This is a genomic window from Metallosphaera javensis (ex Hofmann et al. 2022), assembly GCF_022064045.1.
Classification (GTDB): domain Archaea; phylum Thermoproteota; class Thermoprotei_A; order Sulfolobales; family Sulfolobaceae; genus Metallosphaera; species Metallosphaera javensis.
Map to the genome: position 1 here is coordinate 107076 of NZ_JAKNCW010000003.1, position 23249 is coordinate 130324.

Consider the following 23249-nt stretch of genomic DNA (forward strand, 5'->3'; position numbering starts at 1 on the left):
CCGTTGTGTAAACACGTGGATTCAGAAAAACTAACTAGAAATTACTATTCTAAGCTCATAAGGTTACCATCGACGGAGGCCCTTTCAATCTGGGTTGGGGCTGAAGTAGGCCTTTCCTTTCTGAGATCCCTGTCGGATGGCTTTGCATATTTGACGGGATTCCTTGTTTACCTAGTTCTGTCCCTGTTATCACTCCACAGGAGAGTTAGAACTTTCCTTGCTATGGCTGGCATGTTCGGGATACTTTACCTCATAATATCTTTCTTTCCATTAGTGATACCGCTGTCCTTTGGCCTGTTCATCCCTTTAATGACATACGTGATGCTGATAGATTATGGAGATCTGACCTCCCCGGCCTTAACAACAGTCACAGGACTGGTCTCAGCCCTCTCCACGTTTCCTAAGAACCTTGAACTGGTCATTGCCTTCTATCTGGTTGTGGGATTGTTCTCATACCTATATCTAATCCTCGTGAACAGAAAGGGAAAAAGCATTACGGGTATCTCCTCTCTTAACATCGTAAGGCCTTTCCTTAAGGCCATGAGCTACAGAAGGGATGAGGAAGTGGAGAACTTTCTGGAAAAAATATCCACAGAGTTCCACTCAAGCACACTCGTTCTCAAACTCGGTGATCTACTTCTAGTTTTACCTAGGATACACTTTGGAATGTATGGAAAGGTCGGAAGCTCCCTCTTCCCCTACCAACTGGAGGAGCTGATGGGTGACAGGGTGATTGTGTTTCACGGACCTGGAAGCCACGAAATAGACGTTGCCTCAAGTAAGGAATCTCGCAAACTGGCTCAACTTATTTCCTCAAGGATCAAGGAGGGGAAATGGAAGGAGCTGAAATTTGGGGGGATAAAGTTTCTGTCTCAGGACAGGTTTAGGATGACCTCGCTGGTCTTTGACCATGTGACCCTTAACTTCAGCGAGAGACCCGGTTACGGAATAGATGACCTTCCAGGAGGATTGTGGGATGAGTCACTGAAGACGGGGAACTTTCTCGTTGATTGTCATAATGAATCTCTGAAGGAGGAGATAGGTCACAGAGATGAAAGGGCCTTAAGGGAATTCATTTCAAGGAAGATTCCAGTAACCGAGGAGAGACCCCTATTCGTGGGATACGGCGAGTCCGAGATAAAGTCTACGTGTGAGGGAATCTGTAACAGGAAAGTTAAGGCGTTAATAATTGGGGATGGCGAGAAAAGAATACTTGTGGGTTACATATTTGCCAACAACGCCAACGAGGAAACGGGAAGACTCTTACAAGAGAAGTTTGGTAACATGTTTGATAAGGTTATTCTTGTGACTCCGGACGACCATTCGTGCACTGGAACGTCTTTCGGAAATCTTTACGCCCCCGCAGAGCCCTGCCCGCTCATAGTTGATGCTCTCGCTAGCGCAATTGAGAAAGCTGAAGCGGAATACAAGAGAGCGGACGCGAAATACATGATAGTAGACGGAAAAGTAAAAGTGATTGGAAAATTCATCTCCTCAATGGTGGAGGGATTGGAACAGGTGGGGAGTTTCGCAATGAGAACCTTCTGGATCCCAGTGATCTTCCCCTATGTGGTCCTTCTCATACTCCTACTTGGAAATTACCTTATCAAATTCTAGGATTAGCTGTTTAACTTCCCCTTTCCACTTTGGTAACTGATCTGGGCCAGCTGGATAGGCCCTGTATAACGTCTTTATCTCCTTCATATACTCAGCTACGTTCTTTAACTTGTAAAGCAATGATGGTCTTCCCAAACCCGCAATGACCCTCATTGCCTTATCGGCAACGGACAGCTGAAGGTCTCCTGTCATACTCGCCTCCAGAAGATCCTCCTCCCTGATAACCTTCTTCCTCATCCCGTAGTTGATGTCGTCGTCGGAGAGCTTCTGAAGGAACCTCCTGAACAGTTCTAGGCTCGCCTGCTTCGCCCCATAACGCTCATTATAGCACAGGTTAGTCTCCCAGAGGGATTGGGCGGAGAAATCCCCCTTTTCAAAGGAGTTCAACGTTGCCCTAGCTGCGCAGAAACCTGATATCATGGCGGAACCCTTTCCACCACCGTGTACGGGGTTAGCAGTGTAACCGGAGTCACCTATGACTATTATACCGTTCCAAACCAAGGTATCTAGGGGCCTCCTGGTTGGCACAAGGGCTCCTCCCTTCACTATCATCCTATTCCTATCAACGTCTGCCCCATACTCTTTCCAGTATTTTTCATAAAAGGTATAAATACTGGGATAACCCATTCCGCCCTGTATTCCCAAGCCTATGTTTACCTTATCCCTCCCCTTCGGGAAATACCACCAGTACCCTCCAGGAGATGTGGTCTGATTAATGAAAATCTTCAGGTAGCCAGGTTCATCAATGTCTTCCTTTGTATATGCCACTTCCCTATAGGCGATGTCAGCATCCCTCTCATCCATGTCCTCGGAAACGGGAACTTCATGTGGAAGTTTGCTCCTGAAGCTCCTCGAGTAACCGGTGGCCTCTATAACCATCTTTGCCTTTACCTCTATCTGTTCCTCCTTCCTCCTGTCAAATATCACAGCGCCTCTCACGAAGCCGTCCTCGAGAATTGGCTTCATGGCAGTTGTTAGGTCCATAACTTCTACTCCTCTGTCCCTAGCTTCCCTCAGTATTCTTTGCGTGTAGGCTGGGGCATTTATCTCAAATCCCTCGCCCTTCACTGTCCACTCCGTGGACATATCGGGGCTATACAGCTTGATTCCGTCGATTTTCTGTTCCAGTTGCTCCCCTTCCGGATAGGGCATGCCAAGATTGTCAAAGTGTTCCTTGCTCACGGCATCTCCGCAGGGTTTATCTCCTATCCTGTTCCAAGGCTTACTATCAATCAGGAGTATCTTGAGCCCCTTGTTGGCCAGATGCCAAGCAGCGGTGGAACCTGCGAATCCTCCACCAATTATTAACACGTCATAGTTTAGTTGTTTCAAAAATATCCCTGCCAGCTTTTCTCCATCCAAAATAAAAATCTACTTACAATTATCCTTTATCATGGAGATCTTTAGGGAATCTGGAAGCGCTGACATTAACTTGCTCATGGAGTACTTGTTATCCTCATCGCAATAGGTCATAATGCCGTCAATGCCAAGCTGGGAGGCCTTCTCAAACATCTTCTTTACGTCCTCAGGTTTCCAAGTGTACACCTCTAGGCCCAGATCAATGTTGTCAAGTATAGCTTCCCTCGCACTGGCCAGCACTTGCCAGTGGGGAAGGGAAGATATCACGTTGATGAAAATCTTCCTGTAACCTGAAGTCCTAGCATCCTTCATCAGCTTCCTGAAGACATCAGCTAAGGTCTCCTCCCTAACCTGCACTAGGACCAGGACGGCCTTATTTCTCAAGTCCATGGGTTTATCCTGGTCAGCTTAGTTAATATTAGTAATGTGTCCCAGTTCGCGGTGATACGCTAAACTCCATTCCTTTGTTTTTTAAGTTGAGGAAACAATATAATATTGTGATAGTCCAGATAATTTACAGAAAGTTTACCCCAGAGATTAGAAAACTGGTCCTAAAATTGAGGAAAATCAGGTCAGTTGAGGATATCATATTCAGCAAGGGGGAAAGAAACATGTTAATAGTGGACGGGATGGTGGCATGGAAAGAGGGAGATGGAGATCCCATGGAGGGATTTTACGACGTTAGAATAATCAAAAGTATGTCGGAAATAAACCTGGACGTCAGTGCGTGAGACTCCTGGTATAGTGCGAGGAATCTGTGATGACAACGTATCCGCGACTCTCGGGCGGGAACTCCCTGGTTATACCTCCCGCATAGATGACCCTTGCGAGTTTATCCACCTCCAACCTCTTGTGCTGGCCGATCACAAGCCAGTCCCAGGGTCCCGCCCCCACAGTTTTTCTCAATTGGTCAATATCTCCCTGATGTCCGTGAATTATGTAGTACTTTATGGAGGATGCGTCGGCAATGTACATGGTGGTCCCTATTATCTCTTCCCTGTACCTGGGTTCCGCCATGATGCACTTCAACGCATGGGGGTCCATGTCCCCCTGAATATAAACCAGTTGAGCCCACGGAGCAATGCTCCTTATAACGTAAAGCACGTCAATTACTCTAGGACATTCGTAGTCCCAGTAGCACTGTGTCGTATCACCGTTCAGCACAATGACCTCTGGCTCCTCCTTCTTTATCACGTTTGAGAGAACGCTCTCTATATGTGGTTCAGGAAACCTTATGTTGCTGAGGACCAATATCTTCATAACTGATCTACCTCATCAAAGAACACTTTCTCTCCTCCGTTCCACTTAATTCCTCTTGGCATTGCGCCGGTATTAAATGATGCTGAGGCGTAACCCTGGTAGTCTAGGGCAATTAAACCGAGGTTATCCCTGCCGAACGTTTCGGTGAACTTTCCCATAACCGCCCTAACGGATTCGTCCAGGGGGTAGCCCATGGCTCGCAACATGTCAATCTCCTTGGCCGGGAGCAACCTGAGAATGAGCTCTCCTATCCCTGTGCAGGAGACAGCCACCCTGGTAGTCGCGTAAAATCCAGCCCCAGGTACTGGCGAGTCCCCCACACGTCCGGGTAACTTGCCCCTGATTCCACCGGTACTGGTTCCGGCGGACAGATTTCCCTGTTCATCTAACGCCACTGCCCCTACGGTGTCCCCATCCCTTGAATTGTCGCCCATCTCTATATCTTCCCACACTGTCCTTACCATGAGGACATGCCTTCCCTGCTTCAAAACTTCATAGGCTCTCCTTATTGGATTTCTTGCCCTTATGGATCCCACCGAACCCACGGAAAGAGTCTTACCATACATCAGTCCAGCGTCCATCTCCACTCCTCCCTCTGAGTTCTTCACGCTTCCCCTTCCCGCGTTGAAAATTCCACTATCCTCCATGGAGGCTATGGCCTCCACCACCGCCTCCAAAGAGCTTCCTGCTCTGAACTCCCCATAACCCCTCTCCAGAGATTCCCTAAGAGCCTTCAAAGCCCTGTCCCTTTCCATATTTCTCCATGAGCCCGCTCCTCCATGAATTACAAGAACCGGCGAATTGTATCTCATTGACTCAATGTTACCATTAGATATTTTTATCTTTGATAACAGGTTAAAGATGGTTCAAATGAAGGACTGGCAAGTTGCTGGCGTCTCTCTCGTGCTGATACTGTTACCTGTATTACCCGCACTGGCTAACAGCTTTCCTGCTTTCCTGGGAGCCTCAATTGTGGGTTTCGCCATAGCTCTCTACCTTTTCTGGACATACAGGCCGTGGGCCGGAAAGGACAACGCAGTGGTCTCGCTGTACTTCACGGGAATATTCTCCTTTGGTCTCGCCCTAGGAGTTTTCTTCGTGTTACCCCTTCAGCCCAGACTATACGGTGTGGTATCAATCGTGGAATCCATACCCTTCTTCATCTCGTTCTACTTCGCCACCAAAGAAATATGGAAGGCCCTGTTCAAGAAGGACATCCTATACCTGGCAGACGGATATTTCGCCTTCGTCCTCACCGTGTTGATTGGGGCTGTAATAGGCAGGTTCCTCCACAACTTCTATGAATTAATTGTCCTTTATACAGGATTTCTTACAATGGGCTTTATACTGATGCTCTACTTTAGGAAGTAAGGTGTTTACATGAAGGTGGCCGTGGTAGGAGGGGGCCCGGCTGGGATCTCGCTTGGATGGTTTCTGAAGGGAACAAGGGTCGACGTCACCGTTTACGAGGGGCTTGATGACGTCGGGAAGAAGCCCTGCGCGTGGGGAGTTCTCAAGGGGATAGAGAATTACCTGGATATCCCAAAGGAGGCTATATACAGTGAGATAAAGGGGTTCAGGATTTTCCTTGACAATAAGCTCATCTCCGAGGTCAGGGAGAGGGAGAGGCTCGGTTACATTGTGGACAAGCCACTCCTCCTTAGGAAACTTGGGGAAAAGATCGACCTCAGGCTTAACTCAAAGGTGGTCCTACACGGGGATAAACTTTTGGTGAATGGAAAGGAGGAGGAGGCCGATAAGGTGATAATAGCCACTGGGCACTACTCCCTCTCCAAGGACGTGACCATCCCCGCGCTCCAGTACATAACTGACCTGAATTACGACCCTGAAATGGTGGATATGTACTTCTATTCAGACCTCCTTGGATATGGGTGGATATTTCCAGATCCAAAGGGAGCCAAGATAGGGGTTGGTGGCTACGCTTCCGTGGATTTCATAAGGGAGAAGCTTAAGACCATCACTTCCGGGAGGATCCTGACACAGCACGGGGCAAGGGTTGCCGATTACGGCGTCTTCGAGGATAGACTGAACGGATCCTACATCGGGGAGGCTCTAGGAACCGTTTATGCGGTCACCGGGGAGGGGATAAGGCCATCCATTATCTCCTCTAAGATAATGGCCGACTCTCTCCTAGAGGGAAAGGACTTCTCTAAGGAGTTCAGGAAAAGCAAGCTTCACTGGACCCTCCAAGTGCACGCTGAGGTCATCAAGAGGGCCAAGGCATCCAATTCGGTGAAGGGATTGGAGAGGGTATTACTGAGGGCAGATCCCAAGCTAGTTGTGAAGTTCGCTATGGGCGATTTTGGGAAGTTAGACCTTATTAAACTGTTCGGGAGTGCTATATTATGACAGATTATTATTACCTGGATAACGTGGACAGGAAAATTCTAAACATTTTACAGAAAGATTCCAGGACTCCCTTCTCCAGGTTGGCCAAGATGCTTGACCTGAGCGAGTCTACAATTCACATGAGAGTGAAGAGGCTCGTGAAGGAGGGCGTCATCAAGAACTTCGGAATAGAGATTGACCTAGATAGAATAGGCCTGAACGTTTTAGCCTTTGTTCTCATCAAGGCGGAGCCCAAGAAATACGAGGAAATACTAAAGAAACTGGTGGAGATGAACGAGATCTACGACATATATGACGTGACTGGCGAGTACTATGCCCTCCTGAAGGTGAGGGTGAAGTCTAGGGAGGAACTGGCCAAGGTTCTGGACTATATTGGCAAGCTGGAAGGGGTTACCTCAACCTACACCATGGTCGCCCTGAGAACAATAAAGGAGAAGAAGTACCTGGATGAGACTTAAGGGCACTGAATCCTTTTTAACGCCTCCTGCTCTTTATGTGCGATGAGCTCGCAAAATAGGGCACAGATTGCTGTTATAGGGGGATCAGGTCTATATGATCCTGAGATTTTCTCAAACGTAAGGGAGATCAAGGTTCACACGCCCTACGGCGAAACCAGCGATCTAATCACACTTGGCGAACTGGAAGGGAGAACCGTGGCCTTCCTTCCTCGCCACGGAAAAAGACACAGGATACCCCCGCACAAAATAAACTACAGGGCAAACATATGGGCACTGAAGGAGCTTGGAGTAAAGTGGGTCATCTCGGTCTCGGCAGTGGGTAGCCTAAACCTTGATTACAAGCCAGGGGAATTCGTTATCCCAGATCAGTTCATTGACATGACCAAGAGAAGAGAGTACACCTTCTACGACGGTCCAGTGGTGGCCCACGTGTCCATGGCCGAACCGTTCTGCAACTCCCTGAGGAAAATCATCATCGAGAGTGCCAAGAGGTTGAACATAACAACCCACCCCAAGGGGACCTACATCTGCATAGAGGGGCCCAGATTTTCCACCAAGGCCGAGAGCATCGTGTGGAAGGAGGTGTTTAAGGCGGACATCATTGGAATGACCCTGGTCCCCGAGGTGAATCTGGCCTGCGAGGCTGAGATGTGTTACTCCACAATAGCCATGATCACCGATTACGACGTCTTCGCTGAGGTTCCCGTGACGGCTGAGGAAGTCACCAGAGTCATGTCGGAGAACACGGCTAAGGCGAAGGCCCTGTTAAGGGAGGTAATAAGGTCTATTCCCGAGAAGCCCGACGAGAGAGAGTGTTCCTGTTGCCACTCCCTGAGGACAGCTCTAGTGTGATAGATCAGCTCAGGCCCCCCAAGATATCCCTTCCGTCCTTCTCCACCATAGTTTACGGGTACGGGATGGAGCTTCCTGCCTATACTCTTGCCAGGGGGTATGTGGCGCTCACAGGAGAGTCGGTGAAATTGCTAGGGGTATATGACTTCACGTTTCTGGACTCGCCCTACTCTGAGAATAAGGAGGTGGTATTCTTCGTAAATGATGACTCGGAGTTAAGAGACCTGGAGAACGTGGTGAAATCCCTTAATGTCAAGGGAACTCTCCTGACGTGTGGACAGAGGAAATTTACCCTGAAAACGCTTGGGTCTGAGGGTGATCTCTGCGAGGTCAACCTGGCCCTCTCATCCTTATCTTGGCTCACCAGATTCCCCTCACCCAGGTCTAAACACCTTTCAGAGGAACTTGATATGTCAGATCTTAGGGAGTGGATAGATGGAAAGATCCAGGAAATTGACCCTTCCCTGGATCTGGTGGTCTCCCCGGTTCTTCTACCTTCCTTGACACTTCTCAGGCGGAATCTGGGAAAGAAAGTAAAACCATTTTACGAAAATGACTTTTCCGACTCCAACGTAGTATATACTGGTGTTGACACCTTGATTGGTAAAAGGACTGCCTTCCAGTTGAGAAATCAGGGTAAGAAGGTGAGGGAGGTTCTCCTGGATACTGATCCATTGACGGCTCCCATATATTTAAGTATAATGTCTTACATTTTTAAGATTAGAACTAAAGGAAGCTGATCAAGATTGGACCTGATGGAGTTTTGGTTTAGGAGCAGGGCTGTCATTGATGACCTTGTGGAGAAGTTCCTTGATGAATCAAAGGAATGGGAAACCATGGAGATGTCCAAGTACATCATGAGGGACGGGAAGAGGTTCAGGGGAACTCTTATGTTTCTCTTCAATGGAGCACTGGGAGGGGAAGAGAGGGATGCCTATCCAGGGGCACTTGCAACTGAGATTCTCCACTCTGCCTCACTGGCCCTTGACGACATTGTAGACTATGACGAGATCAGGAGGGGAATGAAAGCTGCTTGGGCGGTTTACACGAACAGGAAGGTAATTTTCGTGTCCAACTATCTCATTCCCACAGCCCTGAACATAATCTCTGGCTACGGGGACAAGGCACTGAGGATAAGTGTGGACCTGTGGAAGGATACAGCTGTGGGAGCACTCAAGGACATGTACGGGAAGGACGAGGATTACATGAGGACCATTGAGCTCAAGACCGCCTCCCTCTTCAAGCTTCCGACCATGCTCTCCTCCTTCTCCTCTGGAAGGAGCGAGTTCCTTGATACCCTCATGGAGGCAGGAAAGGACCTGGGGATCATTTACCAGCTTATTGACGACTATGTGGACTGCGTGACGCAGGAGAAGGACAAGCTGGTGGGAAGCGCAAAGCAACTCTTCTCCTTAACTTCGGGCAAGTTTGAGTCCTTCGTCAGGTTGAAGTACAGGGAATACAAGGAGCACTATGAAAGTCTCCTTAGATCCCTTCCAGTACAGGGAGATTATCTAGATCAGCTCGTAGCTCTCCCTGACTTTTTGGCGTTCGGTCTCATGGGAGAGGCTGGAATAAAGAATAAAATATTTTAGGATTACCCCCTTCAGGAGAGAAATTTGGCAAAGATAGCAGTAGTTCACGAGTCACAGAAAGTCACTGAGGCCTCAAAACAACTGTTGCTGGAGATAAAGGCAAGGGGTCACACAGCCTATTACATAAGGGTTTCAAGGATTAACTCATCCATAGGGAGCGACCTCGGGATATCCTACGCTGGAAGGAAACTGGAACTGGATGGAGCACTTATCAGGAATCTTGGCTTCCTCACCACCATAGAGCAGATGATAAGGAGAGCTGACGTTCTCAGGGAGATTGAGAACCGTGGTGTAGTGACCATGAACAGGATAAAATCAATGTTGCTGGCCAGGGACAAGTACGCCAGCATATCCAAGTTGAATAGGGCTGGCATACCCGTTCCCTTCACTGCCCTCGTTGAGGATCCCTTTGAGGTAATGAGGCTTGTGGAGGAATGGGGCGAGGTCGTGATAAAACCCTTAGTGGGGAGTCTCGGGCTGGGATCCGTTAAGGTTTCCGATCCTGACATAGCCTTCAGGGTGGCCAAATCCATCCTGTCGGTGAACCAACCAGTTTACGTTCAAAAGTACGTGAAAAAACCCAACAGGGACATCAGGGCCTTTGTGATAGGTGACAGGCTGTTGGGAAGCATCTACAGGATATCGCAGGAAAACTGGAAAACCAACGTGGCGCAGGGCGCGCTAGTACAGGCCATATCCTCAGCTGACCTCAAGGAGATTGAGGAGATCAGCGTGAAGGCTACCAAGGCACTGGGGCTGGATTACTCCGGAGTGGATATAGTGGAGGACCTAGAGGGAGGCTACAAGGTGCTGGAAGTGAATGGAGCCCCCATGTGGAAGGGATTCCAGACCGCAACCTCCCTGAATCCCGCAAAGTACATTGTGAACCTTCTCCTTGAGAAGATAAGGAAATGAGGAGAAGCAAAACCGTCTGAGCCGTGATGTTGAGCTCTCGCCCTGATCCTCTATAGATTATTGTCTATAGGTTCCCCTTGCAAACCCTTTTATTAGAACACGGGCTATAGACAATTGGAGGAGAATGAAATGATGTATGTGAGATATTATAGAACGTCACTGGGCTTAGATGAGTACGTCACCATGTCCGCGCTAGGCTAACCTTTTTATTGAGACAGTGAAATAGCCGTTTCCGCATCTTACAGGAGATTCCACTTCCCCTTTCATGAATACCAGTGTGTTCACCCTGTGTTCGTTCAGGTTCACTGGATCCGGCGATATTAGAACTTTCTCCTTCCCCAGGGCAATTGGAGTTTTATGAAGTGCAGAACACCATGAAAATGAAGTGATACCCGGTACCACCTCTCTGATCTCTGTGAACTGACCAAGTCTATATAGGGAGCTATAAAACGCAGGATCCCCCAAGGTTACGTACACCACGTTGTTGTAGGACCTTATCTGATCCACTAAGCCCTGGTAGGCAGACCTGTCCTTCCTCACCGGTAAGGGAAACTCCAGGACCTCCTTTCCCTGGACATGGGGTAAAACGGCGTTAAAGGTAATCCTCTTGGAGGATGTTGGGATCACCACCAGATCTGCATCCCTGATGAGCCTGAGAGCCTTCAGGGTGAGAAGTTCCGGGTCGCCAGGGCCGACACCAACACCATAAAGGTTCATTTCAACCCCCTATACGAATGTATGAAGTCTGGGGAGTACAGATTGCTCCTCTTCTCTCCCTGGAACCGGAGGCATTCGCTCACCAGGATCAGGGCAGTCTTGGTTATCCTGTTCTCCCTTACCATCCTTTCCAGGTGCTTGAGTTCACCCCTGAGGATCAGCTGATCGCTCCAACCAGCCCTATACACCACCGCAACTGGATAGTCCTGGGGAAACACCTTGAGCAGTTCCTCCTGAACCAAGTTGACCAGATGAATAGAAAGAAAGATCACCACACTGGAGTTCCTGTCCAAGACCATCCTCCTCTCGTACGAGGTCCTGTAGGGTAGTCGCGTTATGATAATGGACTGAGGCCCTCCGGGGCAGGTTAACTCCACGCCCAAGAGTGATGCGGAGAGCTGAAAGGAGCTTATCCCTGGAATTATCTCAGCTTCTATTCCCTCCCTTGCCAGAAGGGAAATCTCCTCGCTGATGGCCCCGTAGATGGAGGGATCACCGTCGTGAGCGATACATACCTTCCTGCCCTGCTCAAGTTCCTCCTTTACGCTCCTAACTATCTCCTCCATGGTCATGATAGCCGTGTCGCGGGTAATCTTGTCCTTAAACAAGTTTTTCACGTCGTCACTGATCAGAGAACCGGTGTAAAAAACAACGTCACATTCCCTTAACCTTCTCAAGGCCTTCAGGGTGATTAGCTCTGGATCTCCGGGACCAACCCCTAGAATGGTGACACTGGGTTTCAACTTCCTCCCTTGGAGCTACCGCTTTCCATTTTTTTAAGGCTGTTTACCAGGGCCAGTGAAGTTGAGAGCGTCGGGTATATCTCCTTCTCCGCTGGAACCACTACTATTAGCCCTCCTCTCTGTGATATATCCGATAGGGTCTCCAGGAACCTCAACTGAAGGGCCATAGGATTAGTCTGGTAGGACTTGGAGGCCTCAGCCAGGATAGTGGAGGCCTGCTTCTCACCTTCGCTTAGAATTACCTTGGCCCTCCTCAATCTCTCCGCCTCCGCCTGCTTAGCAATGGCAGTTAATAGGTCCGGAGACAGTTTTATATCCCTCACAGTCACTGCCGTGACCTTAACCCCCCACGCCTCGGTGTAGGAATCCAGTATCTCCTGTAACTTTTTGTTTATCTCTTCCCTCTTGCTAAGGACCTCGTCGAGCTCCATCTGCCCTATTATATCCCTCAAGGATGTTTGAGAAATGTTTAGGACTGCCATGTTGTAGTTGGCCACCATGGAAACGGCCTTCATGGGGTCCACGACCTTGTAATAGACGACGGCATCTATGGAAACTGTGACGTTATCTCGAGTAATTGTTGTTTGGGGTGGTATGTCCACCGTCCTAACCCTTAGATCCACCACCAGCGGTTTATCAACGAAGGGGATTAGGAAAATGATACCAGGTCCCTTCAACGCTAATATCCTTCCCAACCTGAGGACCACTGCCCTCTCCCACTCCCTAACTATCCTGAAGGAGAGAGCTACGAATATCAGGATAATGATAAGGAGAAAGACTATTCCAACTAAATCTGCTACTAGAGACATGTGATATATGGGAGTTACAAAGTTAAAAACATTGGTTTCACATTTTTTCTAGTGAACTCAGGTATACTTTCTTACTAGGAGCGCCGACACCAGAATTCCAGCCGTGAGACCTCCTATCACCTCAAGTAGGAGGTAGTTCACGGAGGTTTGTCCGTGATATTTAACGTGATTGAAGTCCGAACTTAGAGCCTTCTTAAAGTTGTACGTCTCAAGGAAGTGAACCAGGGAGTCAAAGGCAGATGTGGTCACGCTTATTAAATGGTTTAACTGGGGAGAGGAGAGGGCGTAGGACTGGGAAAGGGAGTAATTCCCCGGAAAATACACTTCGTAAAACGACTGGGTAACGTTGGTGAATGTAACTTCACCGGATGAGTTTGTTATTCCCTGAGCTAGGGTGACTAGGCTTAGACCCTTCAAGACCCTTATCTCAACTTCCTGCCCTGAGAAGGTGTAGTTCCCGTAGGATAACTTCACGTGAACGGTATCGTTAACCTGCGTCACGTTTATCTTTGGTGGAACAGGCCAGAGAACGGAAGGTGTATTAACCCCCCGGTTAATTTCTGCGAACGGTTTCTGTATATTTTCCAAGTTGGGAAATGAGGTCACCCCGTAGGCTGACTCCGCTGTGTCCAAGCCCACAGACAAAGCTGAAGGAACAATGATCAGGTTGCTACCCTGGAGGAAGTAGAGCTCCTCGGATCCCTGAGCCAACATGTCCACTACACTTCCACCGCCTGGTCCACCCCACACCATCTCTAGGTCGTTTGGCAGTCCATTGGCCGATAGACCGCCAAGCTTGAAAAGGCCATGGAAGGGTAAAGTCAAGTATACCTTCTTGATCCCATTCACCGAGTACCCGAACTGAAGGTGCTGAGAAGAGTTCATGAATAGGGACAGGGAGACGGGAAGGGTAACGTTGAAACTGGGTCCCTGATAACAGTAAACCCCGAGGCCGTCAAAGGTTGTGGTGTTTTCCACAAGGGAAACGAATGGACCTGTGAGGTTCCAGAAATTAACAACCATGAAGACCTGGAAGGTTCTGTTATTTATCTCGTGAAACAGCATTACATCCTGAGCCCAGTAGGTGCCGTTGAGCATGACATTGAGCTGGAGGGACGCGTTTCCGTACTGAAAAGGCTGGCCAGAGATGTAGGACCTACCAATCTGAAGGGATGAGAGGTTCATGACCCCCATAACGTAGGGAGTGTAGTAGGTGGAGAAAAGGGAGAAGAAGCTAATCCCAACCGGCAATGAGATTCCTGTCTGAGCTGATGTCACAAGACCTAGAGGTAACAGGGCAGAAAGCACAAGAAGCAGTAAAATACCTACGGAAATGTAATACATGAATATGTTTTATAATGCCGGCCGTCAATAAAATTTTTGTGGCTCACGCTTATGTAATTCCGGTTATAATTATTCTCGTTCTAATTATAGCACTGATTCTAACTGGTTACATATCAGATCCCGTTGTGGTGGTGCCTTCGTTGGCGTTAATTGGTTTCCTATCCTACAGAATGATCTACGTCATTGCAAAGACTAGAAAGAGAAACCTTTACACCTATAGGGGAAAGGTGGGGAAGGCAGTGGATGACATTCCCAAGGGTAAGATAGGATATGTCCTCATTGAGGGTGAATACTGGGAGGCCGTAGCACTAGAGGACATAAAGAAGGACGAAACGGTGGTCGTAGAAGACATGAGGGATTTAAAGCTTCTAGTGAAGAGGAATATCAATGAAACTGTCGTTTGAAACTGTGAGGAGGTTGGAGGATTCCGGAAAGTACAAGCTAACAAGTCACGATGGTGATGTCCGCCTAGTGTATTACCCTCCCTCTGTGGAAGAGGCCTCGGGTGAGAGTGCAGACATTGTAAGGACCATGGAGATCAAGTTGAGGAGAGTTGAGGACGGATACGAAATACTTGGGGGAGAGGTAAAGGAGAATGGTGAGGTTTTAAGGGAGATTTCTCTAAACGAGTTGGAACTTTGGTTTCAGTTTCTAGAGGGATGAGCATGTATATCATGGCCTACGGGAGCCTCAGATATGGATTTGAATTGCATCATTACCTGAGGAAGGCTAGATTTGTCGGTCTTGGATACGCAGAGAATTACGACATGTATGATCTGGGGGGTTACCCGGGAGTAGTAAAGGGCGAAGGTAGAATTTGGGGCGAAGTTTACGAGATTGACAAGGCCACCCTGGACCTCTTGGATCAGGTTGAGGACTATAAGGGAGAGGAGGATGACCTTTACGTCAGGGAACTGACCACGGTTTTCTTTGACGAGAAGAGACTTCACAGACTCAATGGGGTTTACATTTACAGGTATAACCAGAGTATCAAGGACAGGGATCTCATTCCCTCTGGCGATTATTCTCGATGGATTGGAATGCCTGTCATAACCAATCTTTTTGCCTATGCGGAGAACACCAATTATGACGTATTGAGTGAAAGGGGAGTTAAGGAAATTCTCAGGGAGGTCAATGGGATTCTCAAGGGTTACAGAATGATATTCAACGTCCCCTGTAAGTATGGCCTCTGCGCCAACCTTAAGGAAGATCCTGAAGGGAGAGTTTGCGGTTACATTTACACCCTTGTAGAGGATTACCTCAACACCCTAGATAAGGCGGAGGGTCATCTCATAAAATACGTTAGAAGAACCCTTAAGGTTCTGGATGATCAGGGAAGGGAGTATTTCGCCGTGGCCTACGTATCCGATCAGGATATGGGTGAAGGTATGCCCTCGGAGGAGTATAAAAATATTATTTTGAAAGGCCTAAGCAGGAGATGGAAGTCAGGGTGCGTGAGCACTGGCCTGTGATGACTACTTCCCAGTCCTATGGGTGACGAGTCCTTTAAGTGCTGAGATCTTTAACTCCCCGGTAAAGCCAAGCTTCGCCGGGTAGAAGACATGGATCCACGAAAATGGGGGGCCTAGTCTGGTTTGTTGTGTATTTCACGTTAAAGGCTTCTTAAATACACAACAATATGAGGTTAGCCCCAAGAAGAATATCTTTGTGTTTTAACTCCCCGGTTAATGCATCAGCTTCTCGAGTTCGTCCAACTTTTGGGCCAGCTTCAAATCAAGGTCTGTAACTCCACCCTCGTCATGCGTAGTAAGGTGGATGACCACTCTATTATAGTATACACACAGGTCAGGATGATGGTCCAGGGAATCGGCCACTGGCTGAACCATGGTTAAGAACCTGATGGAAGAGGCGAAATCCTTGAACTTGAACTCCTTGACCAGCTCTCCGTTCTCGTATTTCCAGTTATGGAGAGTAGATAGGGCCTTCTCTATTTCCTGTGTTGAAAGTCTGGGCATGTCACTCTATAACATAGCAAGTTCTTATGTCTTCATATTGAAACTTGGACTACAGTATAAATGCAATGTTTCCTTTCTGGCTATACCCTAAAAGTAAACAAGTGAGTTTTTAATTGAACTGATGTTTTCAACTTTACCGTAGATAATACCTTGGGCTCAGTATTATTTGAAACCTTAACTGTCAGTGTGCAGATGCAGTGTTTCCTAGACTCAGATCGTTACAACTAAACTCATTATAGTTTGGCTAATTTATATAGGCCTTCATGCGAAGGAAGTAGGCCCTAACGGAGGAAACTCTGCATGTTTACAGTCTCTCTCCCACGTGAGTTTGGGGATTAGGGAAAATAACTAATGGAAACACTGCACATATACTGTAACACGTTCAGCTATCTGCTCCTGAGTAATAACATCGTGATATCATTACGGGATAATACTATGACGCTAAATGAAACTCAATTTAACCTAGGAAACTAAGGAAACTCCGTGATCAGAGAGGCGTTAAAGGGGGGTAAGGGCGAGGTTATTCGAAACCCAAAGGTTTTCATAGACCCCCTGTCAGTCTTCACGGATATCCCCTTCAGGGAGGACATAATCAGGGAGACGGCCATAGCAGTCAGGTATTTCGTGAAGAACGACGTTAAGTTCTCCAACCTGTTCCTGGGCCTGACGGGGACAGGTAAAACCTTTGTGGTTAAGTACATCTATAACGAGATTGAGGAGGTGAAGAAGGAGGACCAGGACTACAACGGGGTGAAGCAGGTCTACCTGAACTCTAGGGAGGTTGGGGGAACCCCTCAGGCTGTCCTCTCGGTAATTGCGGAAAAGCTTACCAATAGCCTAGTTCCAAGGCATGGGGTGAACCTGGGAGAGTATATTGACAAGATAAAGAGCGTGCTCAGGGGCAAGAAGGCCCTCATCTATCTGGATGAGGTGGACACCCTGGTGAAGAGGAGGGGAGGAGACATAGTCCTTTATCAACTGTTAAGAGCCGATGCAGACGTTTCGGTCATCATGATCAGTAACGACATCAACGTGAGGGATTACATGGAACCTAGGGTTTTGTCGTCACTGGGTCCATCGGTCATTTTCAAGCCCTATGATGCCGTTCAGCTCAAGGAGATCCTGGCCAAGTACGCCGAGTACGGTCTAATAGAAGGGACCTTCAACGACGAGATACTCTCTTACATAGCTGCAATATCTGCGAGGGAGCACGGAGACGCGAGGAAGGCGGTGAACCTTCTCTTCAGATCTGCGCAGTTGGCCTCGGGAATTGGTTTCATCAAGAAGGAGCACGTAGATAAGGCCATAGTGGAGTACGAGCAGGAAAGGCTTTTCGAGGCAGTTAAATCTCTTCCCTTCCATTACAAATTGGCATTGAGGGCCATCGTAACCACGGAGGACGTGGTAACTGCACATAAGGTCTACTCCAAGTACTGCGATAAGCTGAAGCAGAAGCCACTCTCCTACAGAAGATTCTCGGACATAGTCTCGGAGCTGGACATGTTTGGAATAGTGAAGATAAAGATAATGAACAGGGGAAGGGCCGGGGGAATTAGGAAATACGTGGAAGTTCATGACAAGGAGAAGATAATGAAAGCCCTTGAGGAGAACCTAGCGGAAGAGATGGGCTATGAGTACGACGAAGGATCCGATGTGGAAACGAGTTAAGGAACTGGAGGATAGACTTTCGCAACTGGAGGAGAGGAGGAGGAGGATAGAGGAGGAACTGAACTCGCTCCCCAACGGTCACTTGGAATCCAAGACGATTAACGGTAACGTGTACTACTATCTCAGGTACTGGGAGGAGGGAAAGCTCAAGAGCAAGTATCTGGGAAGGGATGCAATCAAGATTAAGGAGCAGGTGGAGAAGGCCTCAGAGCTGAAACGTGAGCTCTCCATGATAAAGGAAGAGGAGAGGAGGATTCGAAAAACACTTGACAGGATTTCGCTGGCCCTAGGTATGGGCTAAAGGGTATCCATGATGTTGATGAGTTCCTTGGTGAACTCAGTGGTGCTTAAGGCTTTCACTCCCATGAACCTGGCGAGGTCCTGGGTAACCCTCTTCATGGACACTGCCCTCAATATGGACTTCTCCACAAGATCAGCTGCCTCATTCCATCCCATGAACCTCAGCATGAGTTCACATCCCTTAATTATTCCCGTAGGGTTGGCCACGTTCTTCCCAGCGTACTTGGGGGCAGTACCGTGAATTGCCTCAAACATGCCTCCCGAGTCACCTATGTTTGCCCCACCCAGCATTCCGATATTTCCTATGAGGGCCCCCGCCGCGTCTGATATGTAATCCCCATTCAGATTTGGAGCCAGTATCACGTCGTATTCATCTGGCCTAGTTATGATTTGCTGGAACATGTTGTCAGCTATCCTATCGTTGACCACTATCTTTCCCTGAGGTGCCACTCCGTTATACTGCTTGGTAATCTCCTCCTCGGTCACAATCTTATCCCTGTACTCTCTCTTAATGAGGTCATAGGCCCAGTCTCTGAACGCGCCCTCAGTGTACTTGAGCACATTTCCCTTATGCATTATGGTTACCTTCTTCCTTCCATGCTCAATGGCGTAGTTCATGGCCATCCTGGTGATCCTTTCGGTCTTGAACCTGCTTATTACCTTGATACCTATCCCTGTGTCGTCCTCCACATCCACGTGAAGTTCGTTCTTGAGGAAAGACCTGATCTTCTTAGCCTCCTCGCTGTCATATGTGTACTCTATACCCCTGTATAGGTCATCAGTGTTTTCCCTGAAGATTATCATGTCCACCTTGTTAGGTTCCTTCAGTGGTGACTCCAGTCCGTCTATATACTTTACAGGCCTGATGTTGGCATACAGGTCCAGCATGAGCCTGATGGCTACGTTCACGGACTTCCATCCCTTCCCTATGGGAGTCTCCAGCGGGCCTTTGACCACGACCCTGTAGTTCATGAGCATTTCCTGAGTCTCCTTGGGGAACCTGTCCCCTGTCTTTGCAAAGGCCTTATCCCCTGCCAGCACCTCAACCCACTTAATCTCCTTCCTGGAGCCGTATGCCTTCTCCACGGCCTTGTCCACAACCTGCCTTGCTGAGGCAACAATCTCAGGTCCTATACCATCTCCCTCAATGTAAAGTATCACCGGTCTGTCCGGGACTATCCATCTCCCGTTTTGGAATGAGATTTTTTCACCGTCATCGGGGACTTGCGACATGAAAGTTAGGTAGTTCGAACAACTTTTAACTTTTTGGATGATAACGCGGTACTCGTTAACCGGGGAGTTAAAGTCAAATTTTGTGCCGATAATCACTCCTTTCTTGCAAGGTAATAGAAGAGCGCGTTCTCCTCCCTGTAAGAGATCTCCTTGAACCCCTTCAATTCCGTTCTCTCCCTCCTCACTATCACAGGATCCACGAGGAGGAACGTTCCTCCATCCCTCAGAACCCTTCTTATCTCGGTGAAGAGGGACTCCCTCTCGTGTTTTCTCAGGTTGTAAACGAACATCACCGAGTAAACGAAGGAGAAGGAGGAGTCCTTGAGTGGAAGCTTCAGGTCAGGCCTCTCAATCTTTAGAAACTCCACCTGAGCTCCCTCCTCCTCAGCGTTCTTTACAGCAGTCTCCAGAGGAAATTCATCCCATATATCCAGCGCAGTGATTTTTCTCTTCCATAATTTGGATAACTGTATGGGAATGAGCGAATTTCCGCATCCCACATCCAGTACTTCTCCCTCAACCTTTAGCTGTGCAAGTCTCTTGAGAATGAAGTTCTGCTCATCGAGGGTTATGCCCATCCTTCTCACTGGATAGTAAGTTGGCATATTACGATCCTACGTTAAGAGGAAATGTTAATATTTAAAGATAAATATTAAAAAGCAACACCTCTTCCTTCGCGGATCAGTGGCCTAAAATCAAAAAATGTCACGAAAAAGTTTTTGATATTACAGGTGCATGGGGAACTCATGATCAAGGAACTTCTGCTCATAGCACTTATCTTAAGCCAGGGAATACCACTATTTCATCTTGGGCAACAACAGGGGTCTACCCTTCCTCCCTCTCAGCAGGTCATGGTCTCCATAGTGGAGAAACCGCAGAACTTGGAGTTACTCCAGCTCTACGTTCAGGAACATAAGGTTCTGACTAGGGAACAAGTTCAATCGCTTTTCATTCCTACGGAGAAGATAGATCAACTTGTGCGTTACCTGAACAGTTACGGCATAAACACAAACGTGTACATGAATGTGATAACAGCGACGGGCACGGTATCCCAGTTTGAGAGAGCCCTGGGAGGAACCTTCTACTTGGAGAGGTTTCATAACCTGACCTTTTATCAGTATGTTGGCGCCAGTTCGCCCCTTGTTTCCAACGCACTGGTCTTCTCCACCAACGTCACCACCTCACTTCTACAGAGGCCCAGCACCCTCATTAATGTGACGCAGGCAGTTGCCTTCTCCCAGGTGACTCCATCTCAACTTAGGTATGCATATAACGTCACTCCCCTGCTTCACAGGGGAATAAACGGCACAAATGTGACCATTGGCATTGTGGACTTCTACGGAGATCCATACATACAACAACAGCTTCAGGAATTTGACTCTGACTATAACATAAGCAATCCTCCCTTCTTCAAGGTGGAGAGTATAGGTGCATACAACCCCAATGACGGGATCTCCAGCGGGTGGGCACTTGAGATTTCGCTTGACGTGGAATATGCTCATGTGCTAGCCCCAGGTGCGGGGATAATACTTTACGTTGCGAATCCCAACGCAACCCTTCCCCAGATCATTGCCTACATAGACCAGCAGGATCAGGTCTCCGTGGTCTCGCAGAGCTTTGGCATCCCGGAGATATACGTGGCCTTGGGCTTAATACCCCTATCCATGGTACAGTCTATGAATTACGAGTACTGGTTGGGTGAAGTCGAGGGAATAACCTTTGTGGCCAGCAGTGGTGATGGAGGAGGAAACGGGTATAACTTCTATCTCTCTCCCTTGGGAAACCTAGTGCTTCCGGCTTCTGATCCCTACGTGCTTGCTGTTGGGGGAACATCTTTGTACTACTCCAACGGAAGTGTTGTCCAAACTGCGTGGAGCGGTGAAAGTTTGTTCGGCGCATCAACGGGTGGATACAGCGTGATATTTCCCAGTCCTTGGTATCAGGGTGCCCACGGGTTCAGGATGGTACCGGACGTGGCAGCCGATGCAAACCCATACACGGGGGTTCCAGTCACATACTACTACAATATCTCCGAGCTAGTGGGAGGTACCTCTGTGGCCTCGCCCCTTGTGGCAGGTATTCTGGCGCTGGCCGTTCAAGTTCACGGTAAACTTGGATTTGTGAACCCTCTCATCTACTCATTGAACGGAACAAAGGCCATATCTCCCGTGGAGTACGGGTATAATACACCCTATATTGTGAACGGAACTCCAAACCCAGTCACGGGCCTAGGCTATATAAATGCAGGCTACTTCGTATCCATGATTTCCCCTACCCAGGGTATATCTGTAGCAGTGCAAAACACCACCTACATGGACGGCCAGGAGGTTAACGTTGTTGTCAAGGCTCCACCCTCACCTCAACCGCTCGCCCAGATCTTCAATGGATCGGCACTGGTGGGACAGGTTCCGCTAACCTACAATGGAACATACTGGGTTGGCCAATTCCAGGCTACCGGATCGGGAGTTGAGGAGGTGATAGTTACCCAGGGCAATCAGATGTCCGGAGCATACTTCACAGTTGGCCTGCAAGCTCAGTATCTCCTTCCTCAGGTTGCGCTTTACCCAAGTCCAGGCAACCTGCCAGTTCTGGTCCACTTAACCTATCCAAACGGAACTACCGCCTATCCCAGGTCCCAGTTCTCGGCTAGCCTGTATAGTTACAACCCGGAGACAGGGCAGGAGAAGTTGATCTCAACTGTAAAGCTCACTCATCCCCTTGTACTGAACTTCAGTCAGTACGGCATCACCCTAAGTAACGCATCCGATTACGTATTCGGTACCTTTTCCCTGAACTCCTCCATGGTAAGTGGAATATATCTGGTTAAGATTCCGGGCACTTACGGTTTCGACGAACTGGTTGCAGGAATATATGTGGTACCCTACGTGGTCCCTGGCATAGCTACTGAACCCCTGGTAGTTACTCCGGGAGAGAACTTCACCTTGGCAGTGTTCGCTGAAACTCTGGGTTCGCCTAATATAACAGTGAGTTTCATTAAGGATGGAGTCCCTTACTTCAATACCACAGTCAATTCCATTGAGACCTCCTTAGGTCAGTTCTACGTTAAGGAACTCTCCTTGCCCAAGGGAATTCCTCCAGGATACTACGACGTGTTAGCTTATGCCAGCTATAACTTCAGCAATTACACGGCATCAGGAGTAGGCGTAACTCAGGTTTACGTTTCTCCGTCGCCTGTTCAGATTACCTTGAGTGGACTCCAAGAGACCATGCTTCAGAACTCAACTCTGGTCATAAATGCATCAATAACATACCCCAACGGTACACCAGTGAAGTTCGGCACGTTTACGGCAATTGTTATTCCCTCATACCTACAGGGATCCTTTGACTCTCTGGCAATCTCCAATGCTGTCCCTCTGGAGTATAGGAACGGTTCATGGATCGGCTACTTCAACCTGCCCTCGGGAGGTAACTCCAACGGACTGGGACTTTCACCTTACGGCCTAGCTGGTTCCTGGCAGGTATATGTAGACGGTGTGACCTTCGATGGCTATCCAACCGCGCTCAAGTCATCCCTAGACTATAACACGCTAAACGTCATACCTCAACCCTATGCGACCTTCGTCCTCTTACCCTATGTCTTGACTCCGACCTTCAATGGAACCTCTGGGTACAACCTCTACATACTGAACGCCACTATAATTAACCATAACGCGACTCTTGTTAACTCAGTCATATATAACCTGACCGCAGTCAATGCCACGGTAAGCCTGATAAATAGCCAGGTTTTCCATTACACATTGTCCAACGCAACCCTCCTAAACAATACTGCGATTACTCCAGTTCAAATTCTAACCACTAGCGTGGGACATCATACTCCATTACCATCCACCGTTACCAGTCATATTACCTCGAGATCGGTTAATCAGAACCTATCAACTACAGTGGCATTAATAATCCTCGTATTCGGTCTAATCCTAGTCGTGTACGTGTGGAGAAGAAAATGAGAGGTTTTTAGTCTGTTCACCTGTTACCCAAACCAGGCCTTCTACATTTCTTAAAATAAGACTTAGTA

Annotated in this window: 26 protein-coding genes; 15 read left to right on the top strand and 11 right to left on the bottom strand. The window is 48.2% G+C overall.

From position 1 onward, the window contains the following. Window positions 1-15: 15 nt before the first annotated feature. On the top strand, window positions 16-1617 hold the full coding sequence (locus L3N51_RS03640; RefSeq protein WP_238025537.1) for a DUF2070 family protein: 1602 nt from the start codon (window positions 16-18) through the stop codon (window positions 1615-1617). Here L3N51_RS03640 and L3N51_RS03645 read toward each other — a convergent pair. Both L3N51_RS03645 and L3N51_RS03650 read right to left on the bottom strand, forming a co-directional pair. Continuing rightward, the gene (locus L3N51_RS03645) at window positions 1588-2949 is read right to left on the bottom strand and encodes a digeranylgeranylglycerophospholipid reductase (protein ID WP_238025644.1); all 1362 of its coding nucleotides are present in this window, start codon (window positions 2947-2949) and stop codon (window positions 1588-1590) included. The genes L3N51_RS03640 and L3N51_RS03645 overlap by 30 nt on opposite strands. Window positions 2950-2988: 39 nt before the next feature. Next, complete coding sequence (locus L3N51_RS03650) at window positions 2989-3366, bottom strand: DUF5751 family protein (protein WP_238025539.1); 378 nt, start codon at window positions 3364-3366, stop codon at window positions 2989-2991. 107 nt (window positions 3367-3473) lie between these two features. Here L3N51_RS03650 and L3N51_RS03655 point away from each other — a divergent pair, with 107 nt between their 5' ends. Continuing rightward, window positions 3474-3707, top strand: coding sequence for a hypothetical protein (locus tag L3N51_RS03655; protein WP_238025540.1), 234 nt, complete (start codon window positions 3474-3476; stop codon window positions 3705-3707). On the opposite strand, the gene L3N51_RS03660 is transcribed toward L3N51_RS03655, so the two are convergent. Both L3N51_RS03660 and L3N51_RS03665 read right to left on the bottom strand, forming a co-directional pair. Then, window positions 3697-4236, bottom strand: coding sequence for a phosphoesterase (locus L3N51_RS03660; RefSeq protein WP_012020646.1), 540 nt, complete (start codon window positions 4234-4236; stop codon window positions 3697-3699). The two genes, L3N51_RS03655 and L3N51_RS03660, sit on opposite strands and share 11 nt — an antisense overlap. Beyond that, complete coding sequence (locus L3N51_RS03665; protein WP_238025541.1) at window positions 4233-5048, bottom strand: isoaspartyl peptidase/L-asparaginase; 816 nt, start codon at window positions 5046-5048, stop codon at window positions 4233-4235. Before L3N51_RS03665 ends, L3N51_RS03660 begins: the two co-directional genes overlap by 4 nt. A 58-nt stretch (window positions 5049-5106) precedes the next feature. Between L3N51_RS03665 and L3N51_RS03670 the strand changes: the two genes are divergently transcribed. Genes L3N51_RS03670 through L3N51_RS03700 form a run of 7 tightly spaced genes read left to right on the top strand, consistent with a single transcriptional unit; the run spans window position 5107 to window position 10426 of the window. Beyond that, a complete protein-coding gene (locus L3N51_RS03670; protein ID WP_238025542.1) occupies window positions 5107-5607 on the top strand; it encodes a hypothetical protein in 501 nt (166 codons plus the stop codon). Window positions 5608-5616: 9 nt separating this feature from the next. Continuing rightward, window positions 5617-6606, top strand: a complete 990-nt coding sequence (locus tag L3N51_RS03675) for an NAD(P)/FAD-dependent oxidoreductase (RefSeq protein WP_238025543.1) — start codon at window positions 5617-5619, stop codon at window positions 6604-6606. Continuing rightward, on the top strand, window positions 6603-7064 hold the full coding sequence (locus L3N51_RS03680) for an Lrp/AsnC family transcriptional regulator (RefSeq protein WP_255776095.1): 462 nt from the start codon (window positions 6603-6605) through the stop codon (window positions 7062-7064). The genes L3N51_RS03675 and L3N51_RS03680 overlap by 4 nt, the downstream gene beginning before the upstream one ends. A gap of 42 nt (window positions 7065-7106) precedes the next feature. Then, complete coding sequence (locus L3N51_RS03685) at window positions 7107-7916, top strand: S-methyl-5'-thioadenosine phosphorylase (RefSeq protein WP_238025545.1); 810 nt, start codon at window positions 7107-7109, stop codon at window positions 7914-7916. After that, on the top strand, window positions 7886-8656 hold the full coding sequence (locus L3N51_RS03690; RefSeq protein ID WP_238025547.1) for a hypothetical protein: 771 nt from the start codon (window positions 7886-7888) through the stop codon (window positions 8654-8656). Before L3N51_RS03685 ends, L3N51_RS03690 begins: the two co-directional genes overlap by 31 nt. A gap of 6 nt (window positions 8657-8662) precedes the next feature. Then, window positions 8663-9511, top strand: a complete 849-nt coding sequence (gene gdS-2, locus L3N51_RS03695; protein WP_238025548.1) for a hexaprenyl pyrophosphate synthase — start codon at window positions 8663-8665, stop codon at window positions 9509-9511. Between the two features lie 24 nt (window positions 9512-9535). Next, window positions 9536-10426, top strand: a complete 891-nt coding sequence (locus tag L3N51_RS03700) for a RimK family alpha-L-glutamate ligase (protein ID WP_255776097.1) — start codon at window positions 9536-9538, stop codon at window positions 10424-10426. Between the two features lie 192 nt (window positions 10427-10618). On the opposite strand, the gene L3N51_RS03705 is transcribed toward L3N51_RS03700, so the two are convergent. Genes L3N51_RS03705 through L3N51_RS03720 form a run of 4 tightly spaced genes read right to left on the bottom strand, consistent with a single transcriptional unit; the run spans window position 10619 to window position 14039 of the window. Further along, on the bottom strand, window positions 10619-11143 hold the full coding sequence (locus L3N51_RS03705; RefSeq protein ID WP_238025550.1) for an SAM-dependent methyltransferase: 525 nt from the start codon (window positions 11141-11143) through the stop codon (window positions 10619-10621). Beyond that, window positions 11140-11886 carry a cobalt-precorrin-4/precorrin-4 C(11)-methyltransferase gene (locus tag L3N51_RS03710; protein WP_238025552.1) on the bottom strand — a complete coding sequence of 249 codons (747 nt, stop codon included), beginning with the start codon at window positions 11884-11886 and terminating at the stop codon, window positions 11140-11142. The genes L3N51_RS03705 and L3N51_RS03710 overlap by 4 nt, the downstream gene beginning before the upstream one ends. After that, a complete protein-coding gene (locus tag L3N51_RS03715) occupies window positions 11883-12695 on the bottom strand; it encodes a slipin family protein (protein ID WP_238025553.1) in 813 nt (270 codons plus the stop codon). The genes L3N51_RS03710 and L3N51_RS03715 overlap by 4 nt, the downstream gene beginning before the upstream one ends. 57 nt (window positions 12696-12752) lie before the next feature. Beyond that, window positions 12753-14039, bottom strand: coding sequence for a thermopsin family protease (locus L3N51_RS03720; protein WP_238025555.1), 1287 nt, complete (start codon window positions 14037-14039; stop codon window positions 12753-12755). A gap of 38 nt (window positions 14040-14077) precedes the next feature. Here L3N51_RS03720 and L3N51_RS03725 point away from each other — a divergent pair, with 38 nt between their 5' ends. From L3N51_RS03725 to L3N51_RS03735, 3 genes are read left to right on the top strand one after another with little or no spacing between them, the layout of a single operon-like run. Beyond that, a complete protein-coding gene (locus tag L3N51_RS03725) occupies window positions 14078-14443 on the top strand; it encodes an NfeD family protein (protein ID WP_238025557.1) in 366 nt (121 codons plus the stop codon). Further along, entirely contained in the window at window positions 14427-14702 is a 276-nt protein-coding gene (locus L3N51_RS03730) for a hypothetical protein (RefSeq protein WP_238025559.1), read from the top strand. Before L3N51_RS03725 ends, L3N51_RS03730 begins: the two co-directional genes overlap by 17 nt. A 2-nt stretch (window positions 14703-14704) precedes the next feature. Next, the gene (locus tag L3N51_RS03735; RefSeq protein WP_238025648.1) at window positions 14705-15511 is read left to right on the top strand and encodes a gamma-glutamylcyclotransferase; all 807 of its coding nucleotides are present in this window, start codon (window positions 14705-14707) and stop codon (window positions 15509-15511) included. A gap of 213 nt (window positions 15512-15724) precedes the next feature. Here L3N51_RS03735 and L3N51_RS03740 read toward each other — a convergent pair whose 3' ends face one another. Then, complete coding sequence (locus L3N51_RS03740) at window positions 15725-16015, bottom strand: 4a-hydroxytetrahydrobiopterin dehydratase (protein WP_238025560.1); 291 nt, start codon at window positions 16013-16015, stop codon at window positions 15725-15727. 483 nt (window positions 16016-16498) lie between these two features. Here L3N51_RS03740 and L3N51_RS03745 point away from each other — a divergent pair, with 483 nt between their 5' ends. Both L3N51_RS03745 and L3N51_RS03750 read left to right on the top strand, forming a co-directional pair. After that, entirely contained in the window at window positions 16499-17683 is a 1185-nt protein-coding gene (locus L3N51_RS03745; protein ID WP_238025562.1) for a Cdc6/Cdc18 family protein, read from the top strand. Then, window positions 17646-17984 (top strand): hypothetical protein, encoded by a 339-nt coding sequence (locus L3N51_RS03750; RefSeq protein ID WP_238025564.1) that lies wholly within the window; start codon window positions 17646-17648, stop codon window positions 17982-17984. The genes L3N51_RS03745 and L3N51_RS03750 overlap by 38 nt, the downstream gene beginning before the upstream one ends. Here the strand turns inward: L3N51_RS03750 and L3N51_RS03755 are convergent. Both L3N51_RS03755 and L3N51_RS03760 read right to left on the bottom strand, forming a co-directional pair. Continuing rightward, window positions 17981-19216 (bottom strand): NADP-dependent isocitrate dehydrogenase, encoded by a 1236-nt coding sequence (locus L3N51_RS03755; RefSeq protein ID WP_238025565.1) that lies wholly within the window; start codon window positions 19214-19216, stop codon window positions 17981-17983. The genes L3N51_RS03750 and L3N51_RS03755 overlap by 4 nt on opposite strands. Window positions 19217-19308: 92 nt before the next feature. After that, window positions 19309-19821 carry a class I SAM-dependent methyltransferase gene (locus tag L3N51_RS03760; RefSeq protein ID WP_238025566.1) on the bottom strand — a complete coding sequence of 171 codons (513 nt, stop codon included), beginning with the start codon at window positions 19819-19821 and terminating at the stop codon, window positions 19309-19311. Window positions 19822-19962: 141 nt separating this feature from the next. On the opposite strand from L3N51_RS03760, the gene L3N51_RS03765 reads away from it, so the two are divergent. Next, on the top strand, window positions 19963-23181 hold the full coding sequence (locus tag L3N51_RS03765; RefSeq protein WP_238025568.1) for a S53 family peptidase: 3219 nt from the start codon (window positions 19963-19965) through the stop codon (window positions 23179-23181). Window positions 23182-23249 lie beyond the last annotated feature (68 nt).